This window comes from Desulfobacteraceae bacterium, from assembly GCA_022340425.1.
In the GTDB taxonomy this organism is placed as follows: Bacteria; Desulfobacterota; Desulfobacteria; order Desulfobacterales; family JAABRJ01; genus JAABRJ01.
Map to the genome: position 1 here is coordinate 1 of JAJDNY010000004.1, position 16,841 is coordinate 16,841.

Annotated in this window: 17 protein-coding genes; 14 read left to right on the forward strand and 3 right to left on the reverse strand. The window is 61.7% G+C overall.

All coding sequences use genetic code 11. The features are described 5' to 3' along the window. Window positions 1-13 precede the first annotated feature (13 nt). The 3 genes from LJE63_00225 to LJE63_00235 all read left to right on the forward strand — a co-directional run bounded on the left by LJE63_00225 (window position 14) and on the right by LJE63_00235 (window position 1,759). Window positions 14-613: a flavodoxin family protein gene (locus LJE63_00225; protein MCG6905016.1), complete on the forward strand. Its 600-nt coding sequence runs from the start codon at window positions 14-16 to the stop codon at window positions 611-613. A gap of 607 nt (window positions 614-1,220) precedes the next feature. Then, window positions 1,221-1,484 (forward strand): type II toxin-antitoxin system Phd/YefM family antitoxin, encoded by a 264-nt coding sequence (locus tag LJE63_00230; GenBank protein ID MCG6905017.1) that lies wholly within the window; start codon window positions 1,221-1,223, stop codon window positions 1,482-1,484. Beyond that, a complete protein-coding gene (locus tag LJE63_00235; GenBank protein MCG6905018.1) occupies window positions 1,481-1,759 on the forward strand; it encodes a type II toxin-antitoxin system RelE/ParE family toxin in 279 nt (92 codons plus the stop codon). Before LJE63_00230 ends, LJE63_00235 begins: the two co-directional genes overlap by 4 nt. 66 nt (window positions 1,760-1,825) lie before the next feature. Here the strand turns inward: LJE63_00235 and polA are convergent, their stop codons facing one another. Further along, window positions 1,826-4,537 (reverse strand): DNA polymerase I, encoded by a 2,712-nt coding sequence (gene polA / locus LJE63_00240; protein ID MCG6905019.1) that lies wholly within the window; start codon window positions 4,535-4,537, stop codon window positions 1,826-1,828. 208 nt (window positions 4,538-4,745) lie between these two features. Here polA and LJE63_00245 point away from each other — a divergent pair, with 208 nt between their 5' ends. The 3 genes from LJE63_00245 to LJE63_00255 all read left to right on the forward strand — a co-directional run bounded on the left by LJE63_00245 (window position 4,746) and on the right by LJE63_00255 (window position 5,942). Next, window positions 4,746-5,213, forward strand: coding sequence for a CoA-binding protein (locus LJE63_00245; GenBank protein MCG6905020.1), 468 nt, complete (start codon window positions 4,746-4,748; stop codon window positions 5,211-5,213). Next, window positions 5,194-5,418, forward strand: coding sequence for a hypothetical protein (locus LJE63_00250; GenBank protein MCG6905021.1), 225 nt, complete (start codon window positions 5,194-5,196; stop codon window positions 5,416-5,418). The genes LJE63_00245 and LJE63_00250 overlap by 20 nt, the downstream gene beginning before the upstream one ends. A gap of 65 nt (window positions 5,419-5,483) precedes the next feature. Further along, entirely contained in the window at window positions 5,484-5,942 is a 459-nt protein-coding gene (locus LJE63_00255; protein ID MCG6905022.1) for an iron-sulfur cluster assembly scaffold protein, read from the forward strand. Here the strand turns inward: LJE63_00255 and LJE63_00260 are convergent. Continuing rightward, complete coding sequence (locus LJE63_00260; GenBank protein ID MCG6905023.1) at window positions 5,917-7,155, reverse strand: MFS transporter; 1,239 nt, start codon at window positions 7,153-7,155, stop codon at window positions 5,917-5,919. The two genes, LJE63_00255 and LJE63_00260, sit on opposite strands and share 26 nt — an antisense overlap. A gap of 181 nt (window positions 7,156-7,336) precedes the next feature. Here LJE63_00260 and LJE63_00265 point away from each other — a divergent pair, with 181 nt between their 5' ends. The 7 genes from LJE63_00265 to nrfD all read left to right on the forward strand — a co-directional run bounded on the left by LJE63_00265 (window position 7,337) and on the right by nrfD (window position 15,049). Further along, window positions 7,337-9,076 (forward strand): cobalamin-dependent protein, encoded by a 1,740-nt coding sequence (locus tag LJE63_00265; GenBank protein ID MCG6905024.1) that lies wholly within the window; start codon window positions 7,337-7,339, stop codon window positions 9,074-9,076. A 242-nt stretch (window positions 9,077-9,318) separates the two neighbouring features. Then, window positions 9,319-9,843, forward strand: a complete 525-nt coding sequence (locus LJE63_00270; GenBank protein MCG6905025.1) for an RsbRD N-terminal domain-containing protein — start codon at window positions 9,319-9,321, stop codon at window positions 9,841-9,843. A 195-nt stretch (window positions 9,844-10,038) separates the two neighbouring features. After that, entirely contained in the window at window positions 10,039-11,067 is a 1,029-nt protein-coding gene (gene dsrM, locus LJE63_00275) for a sulfate reduction electron transfer complex DsrMKJOP subunit DsrM (GenBank protein MCG6905026.1), read from the forward strand. 3 nt (window positions 11,068-11,070) lie between these two features. Beyond that, window positions 11,071-12,720 (forward strand): (Fe-S)-binding protein, encoded by a 1,650-nt coding sequence (locus LJE63_00280; GenBank protein MCG6905027.1) that lies wholly within the window; start codon window positions 11,071-11,073, stop codon window positions 12,718-12,720. Further along, window positions 12,713-13,102: a sulfate reduction electron transfer complex DsrMKJOP subunit DsrJ gene (gene dsrJ / locus LJE63_00285; protein MCG6905028.1), complete on the forward strand. Its 390-nt coding sequence runs from the start codon at window positions 12,713-12,715 to the stop codon at window positions 13,100-13,102. The genes LJE63_00280 and dsrJ overlap by 8 nt, the downstream gene beginning before the upstream one ends. Continuing rightward, window positions 13,102-13,884 carry a 4Fe-4S dicluster domain-containing protein gene (locus tag LJE63_00290; GenBank protein ID MCG6905029.1) on the forward strand — a complete coding sequence of 261 codons (783 nt, stop codon included), beginning with the start codon at window positions 13,102-13,104 and terminating at the stop codon, window positions 13,882-13,884. The genes dsrJ and LJE63_00290 overlap by 1 nt, the downstream gene beginning before the upstream one ends. Window positions 13,885-13,891: 7 nt before the next feature. Beyond that, window positions 13,892-15,049 carry a polysulfide reductase NrfD gene (nrfD, locus tag LJE63_00295; GenBank protein MCG6905030.1) on the forward strand — a complete coding sequence of 386 codons (1,158 nt, stop codon included), beginning with the start codon at window positions 13,892-13,894 and terminating at the stop codon, window positions 15,047-15,049. A gap of 130 nt (window positions 15,050-15,179) precedes the next feature. Here nrfD and LJE63_00300 read toward each other — a convergent pair whose 3' ends face one another. After that, window positions 15,180-15,983, reverse strand: coding sequence for a formate dehydrogenase accessory sulfurtransferase FdhD (locus LJE63_00300; GenBank protein ID MCG6905031.1), 804 nt, complete (start codon window positions 15,981-15,983; stop codon window positions 15,180-15,182). Between the two features lie 279 nt (window positions 15,984-16,262). Between LJE63_00300 and rplU the strand changes: the two genes are divergently transcribed. Beyond that, the gene (gene rplU / locus LJE63_00305; GenBank protein ID MCG6905032.1) at window positions 16,263-16,571 is read left to right on the forward strand and encodes a 50S ribosomal protein L21; all 309 of its coding nucleotides are present in this window, start codon (window positions 16,263-16,265) and stop codon (window positions 16,569-16,571) included. Window positions 16,572-16,841 lie beyond the last annotated feature (270 nt).

Consider the following 16,841-nt stretch of genomic DNA (forward strand, 5'->3'; position numbering starts at 1 on the left):
GAAGGAGACCATTATGTATGCATTGGCGGTAAACGGGAGCCCGCGCAAGGAAGGAAACACCGAACTGCTTCTGAGGGAAGTCCTCACCGAACTGAAAAATGCCCGCTGGGAAACGGAACTGGTAAAGGTTGGCGGAACGTCCATTCGCGGTTGCATTGCCTGTCAGAAGTGCTTTGAAAACAAGGACAACGAATGCTCCGTCAAGAAGGACAAATTCAACGATGTCTTTTCTAAGATGCTCAAGGCCGATGCCATGATTTTGGGCTCGCCAACCTATTTCGCGGCTGTATCGGCTGATTTGAAAGCCCTGATCGAACGGGCGGGTTATGTGGCCTATGCCAACGATCACGCTTTTTCCGGAAAAATAGGGGCGGCGGTGGTGGCGGTCCGGCGCGGCGGCGCCACCCATGTGTACGACACCATCAACCACATGTTCCAGATGTCCAGGATGATCATCCCCGGCTCGACTTACTGGAATATGGGTTTTGGCCTGGGCAAGGGTGAGGTTCTGAAAGACGACGAGGGGTTGACCAACATGCGCCATTTGGCGAAATGCATCGATTGGCTTGGCAAGGCCATTGTGCCCCATATGGGCAACTACCCACGGTCTTGACGGTTCCGCAAAAATTCCAATTTCTGCGTTGCGCTGCATCTCGAGGTCGCTGCGGCGGCATAGAGATGCACGCCTCACTCCTCGAGATTTGCACGCCTTGAAATTGAACTCTTAAGCAACTCAACCGTCAATCCCCGCAGATAGGACGTTTTTTTAAGAGGACACCCGGATTTAGACCGCCTGGTGAAGCAGGTGTTTTATGTCCCGTCGTCCCGGGCCGAGCATCGCAGCAGCCGGCGATAAAAGCCCTGTGGCTGTCTGAGCGCAAGCGAGTTCCACAGGGCCCGCCGGCTAGGAGAAGCGCAGGGCAGCCCGCAGGGCCCCGGGACGCGGGCGGCTTCTTTTGGTTCCTTTTCTTGTCCGCACAAGAAAAGGAACACAGACCAATGGGAGTTGTAAATCCCGGTCTATTGCCGGGATGCCCGGCAAAGTTCCTTTCCGACAAACACCGCACGGTCGGGGTGAAATGTTTTTTACGATAAAGTCTGATTTTTGACTTACCGCTTTCTCAAAATTGACAGCAAGCGCAATTCGTTGTTGAATGTATCTAAATTAAGATCTATATTCGGTACTAAAAACAAACCCGAATTGATCCAAAGGTGCCAAAATGAAACCCCTGAGTGTTTCCAGGAATATCGTTTCACTGTCGGAATTTAAAGCCAAAGCTTCTCAAATACTCCACGACGTACAGAGCTCGCATCATCCACTGGTCATCACCCAAAACGGCAAAGCAGCCGCCGTCCTGATTTCACCAGCCGATTTCGATTTCCTCACGGAAAAGGCCCGTTTCATCAGCGCCGTCCAAAAGGGCTTGGCGGATGTTGAAAATGACCGGATCGTGCCGGATGAAAATCTGGACTTGGAGATATGAAGCTATTTTGGACCGAAACAGCCCAACGGGACCTTCAGAAAATCCGAAGGTATATTGCCGCCGACAATCCGACCGCAGCCAAACGATGGGTCGAAAAATTGAGGAATCGCGCGGTGCAGGCCCTCACGGCGCCGCTGAGCGGCCGCAAGGTGCCAGAATTTTTGCGGGACGACATCCGAGAGCTGATCGAGGGGAACTACCGCATCGTATATCAGGTGTTTTCAGATCGTCTGGTGATCCTGACCGTTTTTGAAGGGCACGCGTTTTCCCAATAGAGCGTTTGGAGGATTCCGGCGTCGATTGATCCGTCCGCCGCCTGCTAACGGCCGCTGGGGCTCCGCTCAGTGCGCCTCGGTCCAGTTCCCGCCGTGGCTGATGTTCACCTTGAGGGGCACGCTCAAGTCCCAGACCCCTTCCATTTCCGCCTGCACCACCGCCGTGAGCGTGTCCATTTCCTCGGGGGGCACCTCGAAGACGATTTCGTCGTGGACCGAGAGCAGCATGGCGCTCTTGAGCTTGCGCCCCGCCAGGGCGGCGTCCACCCGGATCATGGCCAGCTTGATGAGGTCCGCGGCGGTCCCCTGGATGGGCGTGTTGATGGCCATCCGCTCTGCAAACCCGCGGACCACCTGATTCTTGCTGTGAATTTCGGGCAGCAGGCGGATCCGGCCGAGCAGCGTACTGGTCCTGCCGCTGACGGCGGCCTCGGCGATGGTCCGGTCGATGTAGGCCTTGACCCCGCTGTAGCGCGCGAAGTAGTGCTCGATGTAGGTCTTGGCCATTTTCTGGCTGATGTTGAGCTCCTTGGCCAGGCTGAAGGGGCTCATGCCGTAGATGATCCCGAAATTGATCACCTTGGCCTGGCGGCGCAGATCCGGGGTGATGAAATTGGGCAGGACCTCGAAAACCTCGGTGGCGGTGCGGGTGTGGATGTCCTCGCCTTCGCTGAAGGCCTTGATCAAAATCTCGTCCTGCGAGACATGGGCCAGTATGCGCAGCTCGATCTGAGAGTAATCCGCCGAGACCAGCTGCCAGCCGGCGCGGGGGATGAAGGCGCTGCGGATCTCGCGGCCCTCCTCGGTGCGGATGGGGATGTTCTGGAGGTTGGGGTCCGAGCTGCTCAAGCGGCCGGTGGCCGCCACGGTTTGGTTGAAGGAGGTGTGAATCCGACCGGTTTCCCGGTTGACCAGCTCCAGCAGGGAATCGGTGTAGGTGGATTTGAGCTTGGCCAGGGTGCGGTGCTTGAGGATCAGGGCGGGCAGCTCGTGGTGGAGCGCAAGCGCGGTCAAAACCTCCACGTCGGTGGAGTAACCCGTTTTCTTCTTGGTTTTTTTCTGGGTCGGCAGCTTGAGCTTATCGAACAGGATCACCCCCAGCTGCTGGGAGGACTTGATGTTGAAGGTTTCGCCGGCCTGGGCGTAGATCTCCCGCTCCAGCAGCTCAAGCTGGTGTTCGAAGTCTTTGGAGAGCGCCCGCAGGCGTGCCTCGTCCACGCGGATGCCGGCCATCTCCATTTTGACCAGGACCGCCACCAGCGGCATCTCCACCGTTTCGAAAAGCTCGGTCAGCCCGATTTCCGCCAGCTGCGGCTGCAAAACCCCGCAGGCCTGCAGGGTGACATCGGCGTCCTCGCTGGCATAGACCGCCGCCTGGTCCAGGGGCACCTGGGAGAAATTGATGGCGTTTTTGCCCGTGCCGGTCACCTCCGCGTAGGAAACGGTCTTGTAGTCGAGAAAGTCCAGGGCGATCTGGTCCAGGCTGTGGGCCCGCTTGGAGGGGTTGATGAGGTAGGAGGCCAGCATGGTGTCAAACACCACCCCGGCCAGCCGCACCCCATGGCGCGCCAGGACCATCCAGTCGTACTTGATGTTCTGCCCGACCTTGGGCACGGCCGGGTTCTCCAGCAGCGGCTTGAGCCGCGCGAGGACCGTTTTCAGGGCAAGCTGGGGGGGTACGCCGGGGTAGTCGTGGCCGCAGGGGATATAGAAGCCCTGGTCGGGCTGAACGGCAAACGAAAGACCCACCAGACGCGCCTGCATCGGGTACTGGGAGGTGGTTTCGGTGTCCAGCGCCACCCGCTCGGCTTTTTCCAGGCGGGCCACCAGCGAGTCCAGGGCCTCATCGTCGAGAACCAGGCGGTAGTCCTTGCGCGAATGGTCCGCCCCCTGGGGGTAGTCCTTCTGCAGCTGGCGAAATTCCAGCTCCTTGAAAAGCCCGGCCAGGGCGGCGTTGTCCGGCCCCCGGAGGCGATATTCCTGCGGATCGAAGGCCAGCGGGGCGCGGGTCTCGATGGTGGCCAGCTCCCGGCTCAAAAAGGCCTGCTCGCGGTATTGGGACAGTTTCTCCTGCTGCTTCTTGGCGCTCAGCTTGCCCAGGTCGGCATAAAGGGCCTCCAGGCTGCCGAAAGATTGGATCAGGTTCTGGGCGGTCTTGGGCCCGATTCCCGGCACCCCGGGGATGTTGTCGCTGCTGTCGCCCGCAAGGCCCATGACATCCACCACCTGCCCGGGGTCGATGCCCATAGCCGCGCGCACGGCGGCGCGATCGACGGTTTTCTCCTTCATGGGGTCCCAGATTACCGCCGTGTCGGTCACCAGCTGCATGAAATCCTTGTCGCCGGTCACCATGACGACGAAGAAGCCCTCCTCCTGGGCCTGACGGGCCAAGGTGCCGATCAGATCGTCGGCCTCAAAGCCCGCCATCTCCACCAGCGGCAGGTTGAAACCGCGGGTGACGCGCTTGATCAGCGGAATCTGGACGGCCATCTCCTCGGCCATGGGGGGCCGGTTGGCCTTGTAGGCTTCGTAGCGTTCATGGCGGAAGGTGGGCCCCTTGGCGTCGAAGAGCATCGCGGCGTATTCGGGCCGGCGCTCGGCCATGAGCTTGATCAGCATGCGCGTAAAGCCGAAAACGGCGTTGGTGGGCAGCCCCTTGGAGTTGGTCAGACCGCGGATGGCATGGTAGGCGCGGTGGATGTAGGCGGTGCCGTCGATCAGGTAGAGGGACGGGGCGCCGTTGCGGGGCGCAACGGCCGGGTCTGACGTTGAGGTCATAGGGGTCCTCGTGGGTGTGGGGTCAGAGCGGCGCCCCCGCGGCCGGGAAGCGGGCGACCGTCGCAGGTCCGCCGCGTTGGGGGCGTTGACAGGCGGCGGGGACTTGGGCTAAAAAGGCGTCCGGCAGCAATCGGTGAGGGTTTCATACCCCGGCCCACTGCAGCACAATCGGTTCTTTGCGGACCACTTTAAAAAGGTAATCCAGTCCATGTCGGTCCCCAGCCATAACACGCCCACCGCCAAACGACAAGACGGCCGCGAGGGCCGCCTGGTGACCGACGACGGGGACATCCGGCGCCTGCTAAAGGCCACCGCCACCATCGCGGTGCTGGGACTCAGCCCCAAGCCGGAGCGCGACTCGCACCGCATCGCGGTCTACCTTCAGCGGCAGGGATACCGCATCATCCCCGTGCGCGCCGCGCAGCGGGAAATTCTGGGGGAAAAAGCCTACGGCTCGCTGGGGGAGATTCCCGAGCGGGTCGACCTGGTGAATGCCTTCGTCAATCCGGTCCGCATCCTGCCCCATGCCCGCGACGCGCTCGCCCTGTCGCCCCGTGCCTTCTGGATGCAGACCGGCATCGAAAACCGGGAGGCCGCCGAACTCTTGCGGCAGGCGGGCATCGACGTGGTCATGGACCGCTGCATCAGAATCGCCCATGCCTTCCTCTGCATATAAGCCGCGGCCTCCGCGCCGCACCCGCCGTCAACGCAACCCGGTGTGCCACTGCTGCGCAAAGCAGGTGCCCTTCTGCTGGACCTGCCGCTGCGGCTTTGCCATCTGCCAGGAGTGCATGCTGGAGAATTTCTGGGGGCTTTCCTGCAACGGCATCACCTGGCAGTGCCCGGACTGCGGCCAGCAAAACGGTTTGGGCAACCAGTAGCAGGCCGCCGGCGGACAGCAGCGCCGTTTCGGCGTCTCAATTCGATCAACCCGAAAGAAGAAAACATGCAGCCTGAGCCATCATCCCAACGGCCCTTCGACTTCTGGCAGGACCACTCGTGCAATTTTCTGGAAATGGCCTTTCGCCACGACCGCCGCGAAAGGCTTCACAACCCGGACGGCTACGGCAAACGCACCGGCGAGTGCGGCGACACGGTGGAGATCTTCCTGATGGTCCGCGAAGGCCGCATCCAGACCGCGGCCTTCGACACCAACGGCTGCCTGCACACCACCGCCTGCGCCAACACGGTGGTCGAGATGGCCGCCGGCCGCCCGCCTGAAACGGCCTGGGAGATCACCCCCGAGGCGGTTGGCGCGTTTCTCGAGACCCTGCCGCGCGACCATTTTCATTGCGCCGAACTGGCCGTGGGGGCCCTCTACCTGGCCCTGGCAAGCCTCAAAAACGCCCCCGCCCGGGCGGGCGCCGCACCCAGCGCAATCAGGAACGCGGCGTGTCCCGAGTAAACCCGTAGAGCGCGGCCACCCCCAGCAGGCAGGCGCCGCAGAGGACGAGTGCCGCCTTGAAGGCCGCCGGCCCCAGAGCGGCTTCGGGGTAAAGGGCCTGCATCAGCCCGCCCATTCCCTGCAGGAAGGCGGCCGCCCCGATCATGGTGAAGAAATTGATCCCGGTCATGGCGGTCCCCGCCATCTCGATGGGCATCAGCTCCTTGATGTGGGTGTACATGATCCCGCCGGCGCTGGCGAAAAAGCCGAAGCCGAAAAAAAGCGCCGCCAGCAGCCCGGACCCGGCAGCGGCCGGGATGACCGCCAGGGCGCCGATGTCCGCCGCCAGGCAGGCCAGGCCGGTGATGATCACCCCTTTGCGGGTTCTGAAAACCGTGTCCGAAAGCCGCCCCCAGAGCGGTCCGCCGAGGATCATGCCGATGTTCAAGAGAAATATGAGGTTGCCCGCCACCAGGGCCGAACGCCCCATGACGGTCATCAGAAAAGGCCCCGCCCAGAGGGTCTGGACCGCGGCAAAAATCCCGTAGCGGCTGAAGGTGCCCAGGGAGATGATCCAGAAGTCGCGGTTTCGCAAAAGCCGGCCGAGGTCGGAGAAAAAGCCCGGGCCGGCGGCGGGCGGCGGGAGAGCGGCCGGGGCCGCCGGGGAAGTTTGCGGCCGGTCGCGCACCACCACGAAAAAGGCCACGGCCAGGGCCAGGTTGAGACCGGCGAAGAGCGAAAACGTCCAACGCCAGCCGACCCAGCCCACCAGGAGCGCGAGCGGGGTGGTGGCGGTGAGATTGCCGATCGTCCCGATGGAAACCACCAGCGCCGAGAGGGTCGCGAACTGCAGCGGGCTGAACCAGAGGGTCAACAGCTTGAAGGCCCCCATCAGGTTGCAGGCCATCCCGATGCCCAGCAGCACCCGGCCTGTCGCCAGGGCTGCAAGGCTATCCCCCCAGGCGAAGACCAGCGCCCCGGCCACGGCCACCACCGAGAGGGCGGTCATGGTGCGGCGCGGCCCGATGCGGTCCAGGAATATGCCGATGGGTATCTGGGTCAGGGCGAAGGCGTAGAAAAAAGCGGCCGACATCAGGCTCAGCCCGCGGGGATCCAGGCCCACATCGGCCATCAGGCGAGGGCTGATGACCGCGATGGAGGCCCGGTAAAACTGCGAAAATACGAAAAGCGCCGAGGCGATCAGGAAGATCGCCCAGCGGCGGGATGACCCCATGGGCAGCTTCTCCGGTCAAGGCGAATTGCCGCGCGGCCGGGCGCCGGCACTGCGCCCAGGCCGCCCGGGTGGCCATCCCTAACAACCGCACCACCGAAAGTCAAACGCCCGCCCGGCGGCCGACCAGCCCGCTAAGAGGCCAGCCGCCGGGCTTGGTTCCCGCCGCTACCGAGCCGAGACGATGAAGGTCCTGCTGATCTACCCCTACTGCCTGGAAGAGCGCCTCCATCAGGAGGACGTTTACGTGGCGCCCATCGGGCTTTACTATATCGGCGCCCTGCTGAAGGCCAAGGGCCACGCGGTGGAGATTCTCAACCTGCAGGGGCTGAAAGATGCCCCGGAGCGGATCCGCGCCCTGCTGGCCGACGAGCAGCCGGATGTGATCGGCTTTTCGATCCTAAACGCCAACCGCTGGGGCGGCATCGAGGTCGCGCGCCTCGCCAAGGCCCTCAACCCGGCCGTGGTCACGGTTTTCGGCGGGGTAACACCCACCTTTCTGTGGCGCCATTTCCTGACCCATTTCCCGGAAATCGATTACGTCGTGGTCGGCGAGGGCGAGTTTCCCCTGCTGCACCTGGTGCAGGCCCTTGAGAAGGCGCCGGCCCCGGATCCGGCGGCGATCCAGGGCCTGGCCTGGCGCGACGGCAGAGGCCCGGTCTGCAACCCGGCGCCCAAACCGATTCGCAACCTGGACGTCCTGCCCCAGCCGGCCCGCTATTTCCGGTTTCAGCACGTGGCGCTGACCCGCGGCTGCCCCGGCAACTGCACCTTCTGCGGCTCGCCGCTCTTCTGGGGGCCTCGGGTGCGGTTTCACTCCAGCGGCTATTTCGTCGACCAGTTGGAACTGCTCTACCGCCAAGGGGTGACGTTCTTCTACGTCTCCGACGACACCTTCATGGTCAGCGCCAAGCGCGTCATCGCCATCTGCCGGGAAATCATCCGGCGCCGGCTGCCCATCAGCTGGGCGGCCATCTCGCGGGTCGACCTGGTGCAGCCCGAGGTGCTGGCCTGGATGCGGCGGGCCGGCTGCACCCAGATCAGCTACGGAGTGGAAAGCGGGTCGGCGGCCATCCGCCAGAGCCTCAACAAACCGCTGGAAACAGAGCAGATCAAACGCGCCTTCGACCTCACCGTGCGCCACGGCCTCTTCAGCCGGGCCTACTTCATCTACGGCTGCCCCGGCGAAAGCGACCACACCATCGCCGAGACCCTGGCGTTGATCGCCGCCATCAAGCCGCTGAGCGTCATCTTCTACGTGCTCGACGTTTTTCCCGGCACGGCCTTGTACGCCGATTTCTGCCGCCGCTTCGGCCTGGACGACGACATCTGGCTGAACCGCATCGAGGACATCATCTACTGCGAGTACGACCCGGCGCTGACGCCCGAGCAGGTGAAACGCTGGGGCCGGCAGCTGCGGGAGGGGTTTTACCGCCTCCTGCCGGATATCGTGGCAAACATCCGGCTGCTGGAAGACCCCGATTTCGCCCCCCTGCACGCCGATTTTCTGTCGCGCCTGGCCATGACCTTCAGCCACGGCGACTACGCCCGGATCGGGGCCATTGCCGATCGCGGCGGCCTTGCGGCCCGGCTCTACGATCGCGCCCTGGCCTATCACCCCGACCCGCGGGCCTTTCTGGGACGTGCGATCCTTTACCAGCAGGCCGGGGCCTTTGACCAGGCTGCCGCCCTGCTGGAGCAGGCGCTTTCACACTTTCCCCAAAACGAGGCGCTCAACATCTGCCTGGGAATCAACTTCGTCAACCGCAACCGGCCGCAGGAAGCGATCGCGGTCCTGCGCAAATATCCGGACGCACCCCAGGCGGCCGCCGCGCTTGCCGCCTGCTACACGGCCTTGGGCAACAGGGCCGCGGCGGACCGCTTCGCCCGCCGCCACCGGGATTTGACCGGCGGGGGCGATTGAGCGGCACCAGAGGCGGAGCGAATCCCCCCGGCCGCACCCTTAACCCGTTGAAAGTTTTTCAAAAGGGTAAAATTTAACTTGTCATCTTACCCCTTTATCCTTGACAGCCCAGATGAACTTGATTATAGAATTTGCCTTAATTTGGCACCTCGGCCAGGGGCCGGCCAGACCGGTTTGTCGTTTATTCCCGGTTTCACCTGGAGGCCCACCCCCGGTAACAAAATTCATTTCCTGGAGCAATTTTGAGTCAAAAAAACCTGGCGCTTTTTCTGGAGAAAAGAAAATCCGCGGTCGTCTCCAAATGGTTTGACGAGGTGGCGGCATCCTATGCCCCCGACGCCGGCCAATTTCTCAAGAAACAGCAGGACCCCTTCAGCAACCCGGTGGGCATGAGTTTTCGCGACGGGTTGAGCGGGCTTTTCGACCAGGTTGTCCACGGCATCGACCGCGAAGGCGCGCTGCCTTTTCTCGACCCGCTGATCCGCATCCGGGCGGTCCAGGCCTTCACGCCATCCCAGGCAATTGCTTTCATCTTTTCGCTCAAAACAGTACTCCGTCGCAATTTCGGCAAGGAAATTTACGCCCAACAACTGCAGGAGGCGCTGGTTGAGCTCGAAAGCCGCATCGACACGCTCGGCTTTCTGGCCTTTGACCTCTTCATGGAGTGCCGCGAGAAGATCTACCAGCTGAAGGCCAATACCGAGCGCAACACCATATACCGTGCATTCGCAAGAGCGGGCTTGATCAAAGAGGACCCGGAAAATTAACCCGGTTCCCGGGGATGTTAACGTTTAATTTTTCAGGAGGCTCACGGTACGGCAGAGGATATCCGGCGTTTGCGCCGCGGCGGCCCGGCCATGAAATCACGGGTGCCGGCGCGGTTCCGGCCAGGACCCGTGGGGGGACAGACGCGCGGGCACGCCCACTGCTTTATCGGGGGCAAGGCAGAGAGGTTACGCTAAATGAATGTGAACTATCTATTTTCTCTCGTAGCAGTCCTTCTGCTGTTCGCACTGGCCTATCTGGGCGTCAAGGTCCCGGGAGGCCAGCTGCTCTTCGGCATCATCATCCCCTACGTGGCTTTCATCGCGTTTCTGGCCGGTTTTTTCAACCGGGTGATGGGCTGGGGCCGCTCGGCCGTTCCGTTCCGGATTCCGACCACCTGCGGCCAGCAGATGTCGCTGCCCTGGATCAAGCAGAACAAGATCGACAACCCCACCACCACCTGGGGCGTGATCGCCCGGATGTTTTTTGAAATCGTCACGTTCCGTTCGCTTTTCCGCAACACCCGGGCGGCCAAAAAGGACGGCGACCGGCTGCAGTACAAACTGGAAATCTTCCTGTGGATCGGTGCGCTCGCCTTTCACTACACCTTCCTGACGGTCCTGATCCGCCACCTGCGCTTTTTCACCGAGCCTGTGCCGGGTTTTGTCCAAATGATCGAACGCGTGGACGCCTTCTTCCAGTTCGGGCTGCCGGTGGTCTATCTCTCGGGCATCGTCCTGCTGGCCGCGGTCCTCTACCTCTTTCTACGGCGCATTTTCATTCCCAACGTCAAGTACATTTCGCTGGCCTCGGACTACTTTCCGCTGTTTCTGATCGGCGGGATCGCCCTCACCGGCATCATGATGCGCTACTTCACCAAGGTGGACATCACGGCCGCCAAGGAGCTTACCATGGGCCTGGTGACCTTCCACCCCACGATTCCCGAAGGCGTCGGCAGCATCTTTTATGTCCATCTGTTCTTCGTCAGCGTTCTTCTGGCATACTTTCCCTTCAGCAAGCTGATGCACCTGGGCGGCGTTTTTCTCAGCCCGACCCGCAACCTGCCCACCGATACGCGCGCCCGACGGCATGTCAACCCGTGGAACTACCCGGTCAAAGTTCATACCTACGAGGCCTATGAAGACGAATTCCGTGAGAAAATGATCGAGGCCGGTCTGCCGGTGGACAAACAGCCGGAACCCCAGGCGCCAGAGGAAAAGGAGTAAGTAATGAGTGATCTTCCGAAATCAGACGAATATTTCAGCCAGATCGACCACAAGCCGCCCAAGCTGACCGGCTGGATGGACACCCCGATCAACATCCGCAAAGGCATGTACTGCTATGCGTCCAACCCCAAAAGCGTCGAGACCCTGGGGCTGCCCTACGCCCGGCCCTGGAACCCGCTGGAGGACGACTGGCAGCTGCCCGAAAACTGGCAGCAGATAATCCACGAGGGCCTCAAGGAGCGCCTGGAGCGCTTCCGCAGCTTCAAGATCTTCATGGACATTTGCGTCCGCTGCGGGGCCTGCGCCGATAAATGCCACTTCTTCCTGGGCACCGGGGACCCCAAGAACATGCCGGTCCTGCGGGCCGAGCTGCTGCGCTCGGTCTACCGCAACGATTTCACCGCCGCCGGCAAAATTCTCGCCAAGGCGGGCTTCGGCAAGCAGATCGGCGCCCGCCCGATGACCCTGGATGTCCTCAAGGAGTGGTGGTACTATTTCTTCCAGTGCACCGAGTGCCGCCGTTGCTCGGTTTTCTGCCCCTACGGCATCGACACCGCCGAAATCACCATCATCGGCCGCGAGCTGCTCAACCTGCTGGGACTGAACATCGACTGGATCGCCACCCCGGTGGCCAACTGTTACCGCACCGGCAACCACCTCGGCATCCAGCCGCATGCCTTCAAGGACATGCTGGAGTTCTTCGTGGACGACATCGAGGAGATAACCGGTGTGCGGGTGGATCCCCAATTCAACAAGAAAGGCGCCGACATCCTGTTCATCACCCCGTCGGGGGACGTCTTCGCCGACCCGGGCACCTACACCTGCATGGGGTACATGATTCTCTTCCACTTCCTGAAGGAGAAATACGGGTTCGACGTCACCTGGAGCACCTACGCCTCGGAGGGCGGCAACTTCGGCTTCTTCACCTCCCACGAAACCATGAAGCGCCTCAACGCCAAGATGTACCTGGAGGCCAAGCGCCTGGGGGTCAAGTGGATTCTCGGCGGCGAGTGCGGGCACATGTGGCGCGTGATCAACCAGTACATGGACACCATGAACGGGCCGGCCGACTTCCTCGAGGAGCCCGTCTCGCCGATCACCGGCACCAAGTTCGAAAATGCCAAGTCCACCAAGATGGTTCACATCGCGGAGTTCACCGCCGACCTCATCAAACACGGCAAACTGGATCTGGACGTCCGGCGCAACGACCACCTCAAGGTCACCTTCCACGACTCCTGCAACCCCGCCCGCGGCATGGGGCTGCTGGATGAACCGCGCTACGTCATCAAAAACGTCTGCAACCATTTCTACGAAATGCCGGCCAACACCATCCGCGAGCAGACCTTCTGCTGCGGCAGCGGCGCGGGCTTGAACGCCGGCGAGGACATGGAACTGCGCATGGCCGGCGGCCTGCCGCGGGCCAATGCGGTCAAGCACGTCCACAAAAAGCACGGGGTCAACATGCTGGCCTGCGTTTGCGCCATCGACCGCGCGGTCCTGCCGGCCCTGATGGAGTATTGGGTGCCGGAAGTCGATGTCACCGGCCTGCATGAGCTGGTCGCCAACGCCTTGATTCTGCCGGGAGAAAATGACCGAGAGACAGACCTGCGCGGCGAACCGCTGCCGGGAACGGAGGATGACACGAATGAATGACAAAAAGTATATCATCGCCGGATTAGCGATATTCGTGGTGCTCATGACCTTCCCCTTCTGGTTCAACATGGGCAAGGCCGCCCCGCCGCCGGAGGTGATCCTGACCCCCAAGGCCAAGGCCGCCAAGGAGTGCGTGCGCCCCACGGAATATATGAAAGTGGAGCACATGCAGCTGCTGGACGTCTGGCGGGATACGGTCACCCGTGACGGTCGGCGTGTCTACGTCAACGAGCAGGGCAAACAGTTCACCATGAGCCTTTCCAACACCTGTCTGGATTGCCACTCCAACAAAACCGAGTTTTGCGACCGGTGTCACAATTATGCCTCGGTGAGCCCTTACTGCTGGGACTGCCATATCGATAATCCGAAGGAGACAAAGTGATGGAAGACAGCAGAAGAGATTTCCTGAAGATCGCCGGCATTTCGGCGCTGGGCCTGGGCGCCAGCCCGGTCCTGGACGCTTTTGCGAAAGAAGAGGTTTTGCACGCCCCCCAGATGATTCAAGGCGAAACCGCGCTCAAGGGCACCCACTGGGGCATGATAGTGGACACCCGCAAGATCCACTCGCCGGAAGATCTCGAACCGATGATCGCGGCCTGCAACAAGATCCACAACATTCCGGAGCTTAAAACCGAAAACCACGAAATCAAGTGGATCTGGGCGGAGGCCTACCACAACGCCTTTCCCGAAAAAGAGACCAACTTCCTCAACGAGCATCTCGAGCATATCGCCCTGCCCGTGCTCTGCAACCATTGCGAGGATCCGCCCTGCTGCCGCGCATGCCCCACCCAGGCGACCTTCAAACGGGAATCCGACGGCATCGTGATGATGGATTTTCACCGCTGCATCGGCTGCCGCTTCTGCATGGCGGCCTGCCCCTATGGTGCGCGCAGCTTCAACTTCCGCGACCCGCGGCCGTTCATCAAGGAAACCAACCTGCAATTCCCCACCCGGATGAAAGGTGTCGTCGAAAAGTGCAACTTCTGCGCTGAACGCCTGGCGGTGGGCCAACAGCCGGCCTGTGTGGAAGCCTCCAACGGGATCCTGACCTTCGGCGACCTGGACGACGCGGAATCGGAAGTGCGCAAGGTCCTGCGGGAAAACTATACGATTCGCCGTAAACAGAACCTGGGCACCGGACCCAGCGTCTATTACATCGTGTGAGGTGATCATGCTTGAACTCGCGATAAAAGGCAGCAAGAGATACTGGGGGTGGATGACCCTGCTGGCCGGCGTGGTCGGGGTGGGCTTCCTGATTTACCTGCAACAGCTGAACTTCGGCTTGGGCATTACCGGCATGAGCCGGGATGTCTCCTGGGGCTTCTACATCGCCAATTTCACCTACCTGGTCGGGGTGGCCGCCGGCGGCGTGATGGTCGTTTTGCCCTACTACCTCCACAACTACAAGGCCTTCGGCAAGATCACGATCCTGGGCGAGTTCCTGGCGGTGGCCTCGCTGGTGATGTGCCTGCTACTGATCCTGGTGGACCTGGGCCAGCCCATGCGGATGTTCAATGTCCTTTTCTACCCCTCGCCCCGCTCGGTGCTTTTCTGGGACATGATCGTCCTCAACGGCTACCTTTTTCTGAACATCGTCGTGGGTTGGAACGTCCTGGAAGCCGAACGCAACGGCACCTCCTACCCGCCCTGGCTCAAACCGTTCATTCTGCTTTCCATCCCCTGGGCGATCAGCATTCACACGGTCACGGCCTACCTCTACAGCGGGCTTCCCGGCAGGGGCTTCTGGATGACGGCCATCCTGGCGCCGCGCTTTTTGTCATCGGCCTTCGCCGCCGGCCCGGCACTTCTGATTCTGCTCTGCCTGGTGGTGCGCAGGATGACCAACTTCGACCCCGGCCGGGAGCAGATCCAGTCCCTTGCCAAAATCGTGGCCTACGCCATCTGCATCAACGTCTTTTTCTTCCTCTGCGAGGTGTTCGTGGCCTTCTACAGCAACATCCCCGAGCACACCGCGCATATCAAATACCTTTTTGTCGGCCTGCACGGCAAAGGGGCGCTGGTGCCCTGGATGTGGACCTCCATGGGGCTGATGGCGGTGGGCATCATCCTGCTGGTCAACCCGGTCACTCGCAAGCAGGAAGGGGTGCTGGCGGTGGCCTGCGTTGCGGTTTTCGTGGGCACCTGGATCGACAAGGGACTCGGCATGATTTCCGGCGGTTTCGTGCCCTCCCCGCTGCACCATGTCAACGAGTACGCACCGACCATCCCCGAGATCCTGATCACCCTGGGCATCTACGCGATGGGGGCCCTGGTCCTGACGGCGCTCTTCAAGATCGCGATTTCGGTCAAGGAGGAGGCCGCCGGGTAACCCCGAAACCTCCCGATACGGCAGCATCCAGAGGGGCGATTCAGGTTGGATCGCCCCTTTGGCTTTTGGGTTGCGCCCGGAAAATATCCGTCCGGCCGGCCCCCAGGGCGCCTTCAGCGGAGGGCGCTGACTACCACCGGATGCGTTCTTGGCCGCAAAAAACCAGCAGACCGGCCGGCCGCGCCAGACAGGCGAGGGTCATGTTGAGCCATAGAGCGGTCTGAACCGCCAGGCGGGTGGGGCGGGACATGGAAAAAATGACGGCCACGCCGGCGCGGGCCGCCTTCTGAACCAGATCGAAGCTGATCCGGGAGGAGAGCACCAGCAGGGCGGCGGCACCCAGGGTGCCCCCCAGCAGGAGCCGACCGACGGCCTTGTCCAGGGCGTTGTGCCGCCCGACATCCTCGACCGCGGTCAAGAGGGTCAGATCGGCACTTAACAAGGCGGCGGCATGCGCCGCGCGCGTCCTGCCCCGCAGGGGCTGCAATTCGTCCAGCCGCTGCAGGCAGTCCAGCGCCAGCCGCCCGTCCAGGAGACCATCGGCGGCGGGAAAGCGCGGCACCTGGTCCGCCAGGGCCGCGATCAACCGGTCGCTGTCCACCTCGGCCTGGCCGGCCCGGGCGCCATCCCGCCCTTCAAGGCGATCGGCCACGGCCGCCCAGCGTGCCGCGCTGAGGGTGACGTCGACGATGGCATCCACCCCCTTTTGGGCATAGTCCAAATGGGTGATATCGCCCGCGGCGTCGACAATCCCCTCGGCAAGGCAGAAACCTGCGGCCTGGGGAATCTCATCCCCCGGTGTGCGCATCCCCAGGGATGCGCGCCGCCCCTGGACCCGTATCAAGAGCGGGGCTTCCCCGATCAGCGTCAGGGAGGCCGCACGGATGCCATGCGCGTCGCAGTGATGGGCTTCAAAGCTGGTAAAGGGCTTCATTTCAGACTCCTTTCGATGCCCCAACGGCCGTTTTCGGATGGAAAAATCGGTCATCAGGGGTGCTCGGGCGCCAAGCCGCTCGGGGACTTCGCGCCCCGTGAGCCCCCACCCCCGGCCGGGCCGGGCGCGGACGGACGGCGGAATATTTTTCTTGACAAAATTTCGGAATTAATTACTATTTGGAGCTTTTTAGCGCATCGTCAAATTTTTATTGATCACCAATCAACCCGCGATTACGATTTTGCAGGTATCCCAAAGATATAAAGGAGGGTCAAGCCGATGTACGCTGTGGTGAATTCAGGCGGAAAGCAATACAGAACTCAGCCGGGGGAAACCTTACGGGTGGAGAAGCTGCCCGGCGAGGTCGGGACCCCCGTAACCTTCGACGTCTTGATGTACTCCGACGGCGAGAATGTCCGGATCGGCCAGCCGCTTGTGGAGAACGCCGCGGTTCACGGCCACATCGTCGAACAGGCCAAGTCTTCCAAGGTGCTGGTCTTCAAGTTCAAACGCCGCAAGGGCTATCGCCGCAAAATGGGACACCGGCAGCCTTTCACGGCGGTCAAAATCGACCGCATCGAGGTGTAGTCGCCGGTCTTCCCGTCGGATGCGCCGATGGGGCCGGGACACCATTGACGGTTCCGCAAAAAGGCCAATTTCTGCGTTGCGCTGCATCTCGAAGTCGTTGCGGCGTAAAGCATTACGCCTCACTCCCAGAGATTTGCGCGCCTTAAACTTGGCGCTTTTTTCGAAACCGTCTGGTTTTTAACTTTTTACTGCTTCATCACTACTACCATTTGCCGAAACCGCGTCCGACCGGGGACCGGTGGCAGGTCTTATAATTGAAGGAGTTTCACA

Coding starts and splice junctions, on each gene's coding strand:
- polA (MCG6905019.1), bottom strand. CDS start 4,537: ATGACCTCAACGTCAGACCCGGCCGTTGCGCCCCGCAACGGCGCCCCG.
- rplU (MCG6905032.1), top strand. CDS start 16,263: ATGTACGCTGTGGTGAATTCAGGCGGAAAGCAATACAGAACTCAGCCG.
- LJE63_00290 (MCG6905029.1), top strand. CDS start 13,102: ATGGAAGACAGCAGAAGAGATTTCCTGAAGATCGCCGGCATTTCGGCG.
- LJE63_00255 (MCG6905022.1), top strand. CDS start 5,484: ATGCAGCCTGAGCCATCATCCCAACGGCCCTTCGACTTCTGGCAGGAC.
- LJE63_00225 (MCG6905016.1), top strand. CDS start 14: ATGTATGCATTGGCGGTAAACGGGAGCCCGCGCAAGGAAGGAAACACC.
- LJE63_00280 (MCG6905027.1), top strand. CDS start 11,071: ATGAGTGATCTTCCGAAATCAGACGAATATTTCAGCCAGATCGACCAC.
- LJE63_00230 (MCG6905017.1), top strand. CDS start 1,221: ATGAAACCCCTGAGTGTTTCCAGGAATATCGTTTCACTGTCGGAATTT.
- LJE63_00250 (MCG6905021.1), top strand. CDS start 5,194: ATGCCTTCCTCTGCATATAAGCCGCGGCCTCCGCGCCGCACCCGCCGT.
- LJE63_00235 (MCG6905018.1), top strand. CDS start 1,481: ATGAAGCTATTTTGGACCGAAACAGCCCAACGGGACCTTCAGAAAATC.
- LJE63_00265 (MCG6905024.1), top strand. CDS start 7,337: ATGAAGGTCCTGCTGATCTACCCCTACTGCCTGGAAGAGCGCCTCCAT.
- nrfD (MCG6905030.1), top strand. CDS start 13,892: ATGCTTGAACTCGCGATAAAAGGCAGCAAGAGATACTGGGGGTGGATG.
- dsrJ (MCG6905028.1), top strand. CDS start 12,713: ATGAATGACAAAAAGTATATCATCGCCGGATTAGCGATATTCGTGGTG.
- dsrM (MCG6905026.1), top strand. CDS start 10,039: ATGAATGTGAACTATCTATTTTCTCTCGTAGCAGTCCTTCTGCTGTTC.
- LJE63_00300 (MCG6905031.1), bottom strand. CDS start 15,983: ATGAAGCCCTTTACCAGCTTTGAAGCCCATCACTGCGACGCGCATGGC.
- LJE63_00260 (MCG6905023.1), bottom strand. CDS start 7,155: ATGGGGTCATCCCGCCGCTGGGCGATCTTCCTGATCGCCTCGGCGCTT.
- LJE63_00245 (MCG6905020.1), top strand. CDS start 4,746: ATGTCGGTCCCCAGCCATAACACGCCCACCGCCAAACGACAAGACGGC.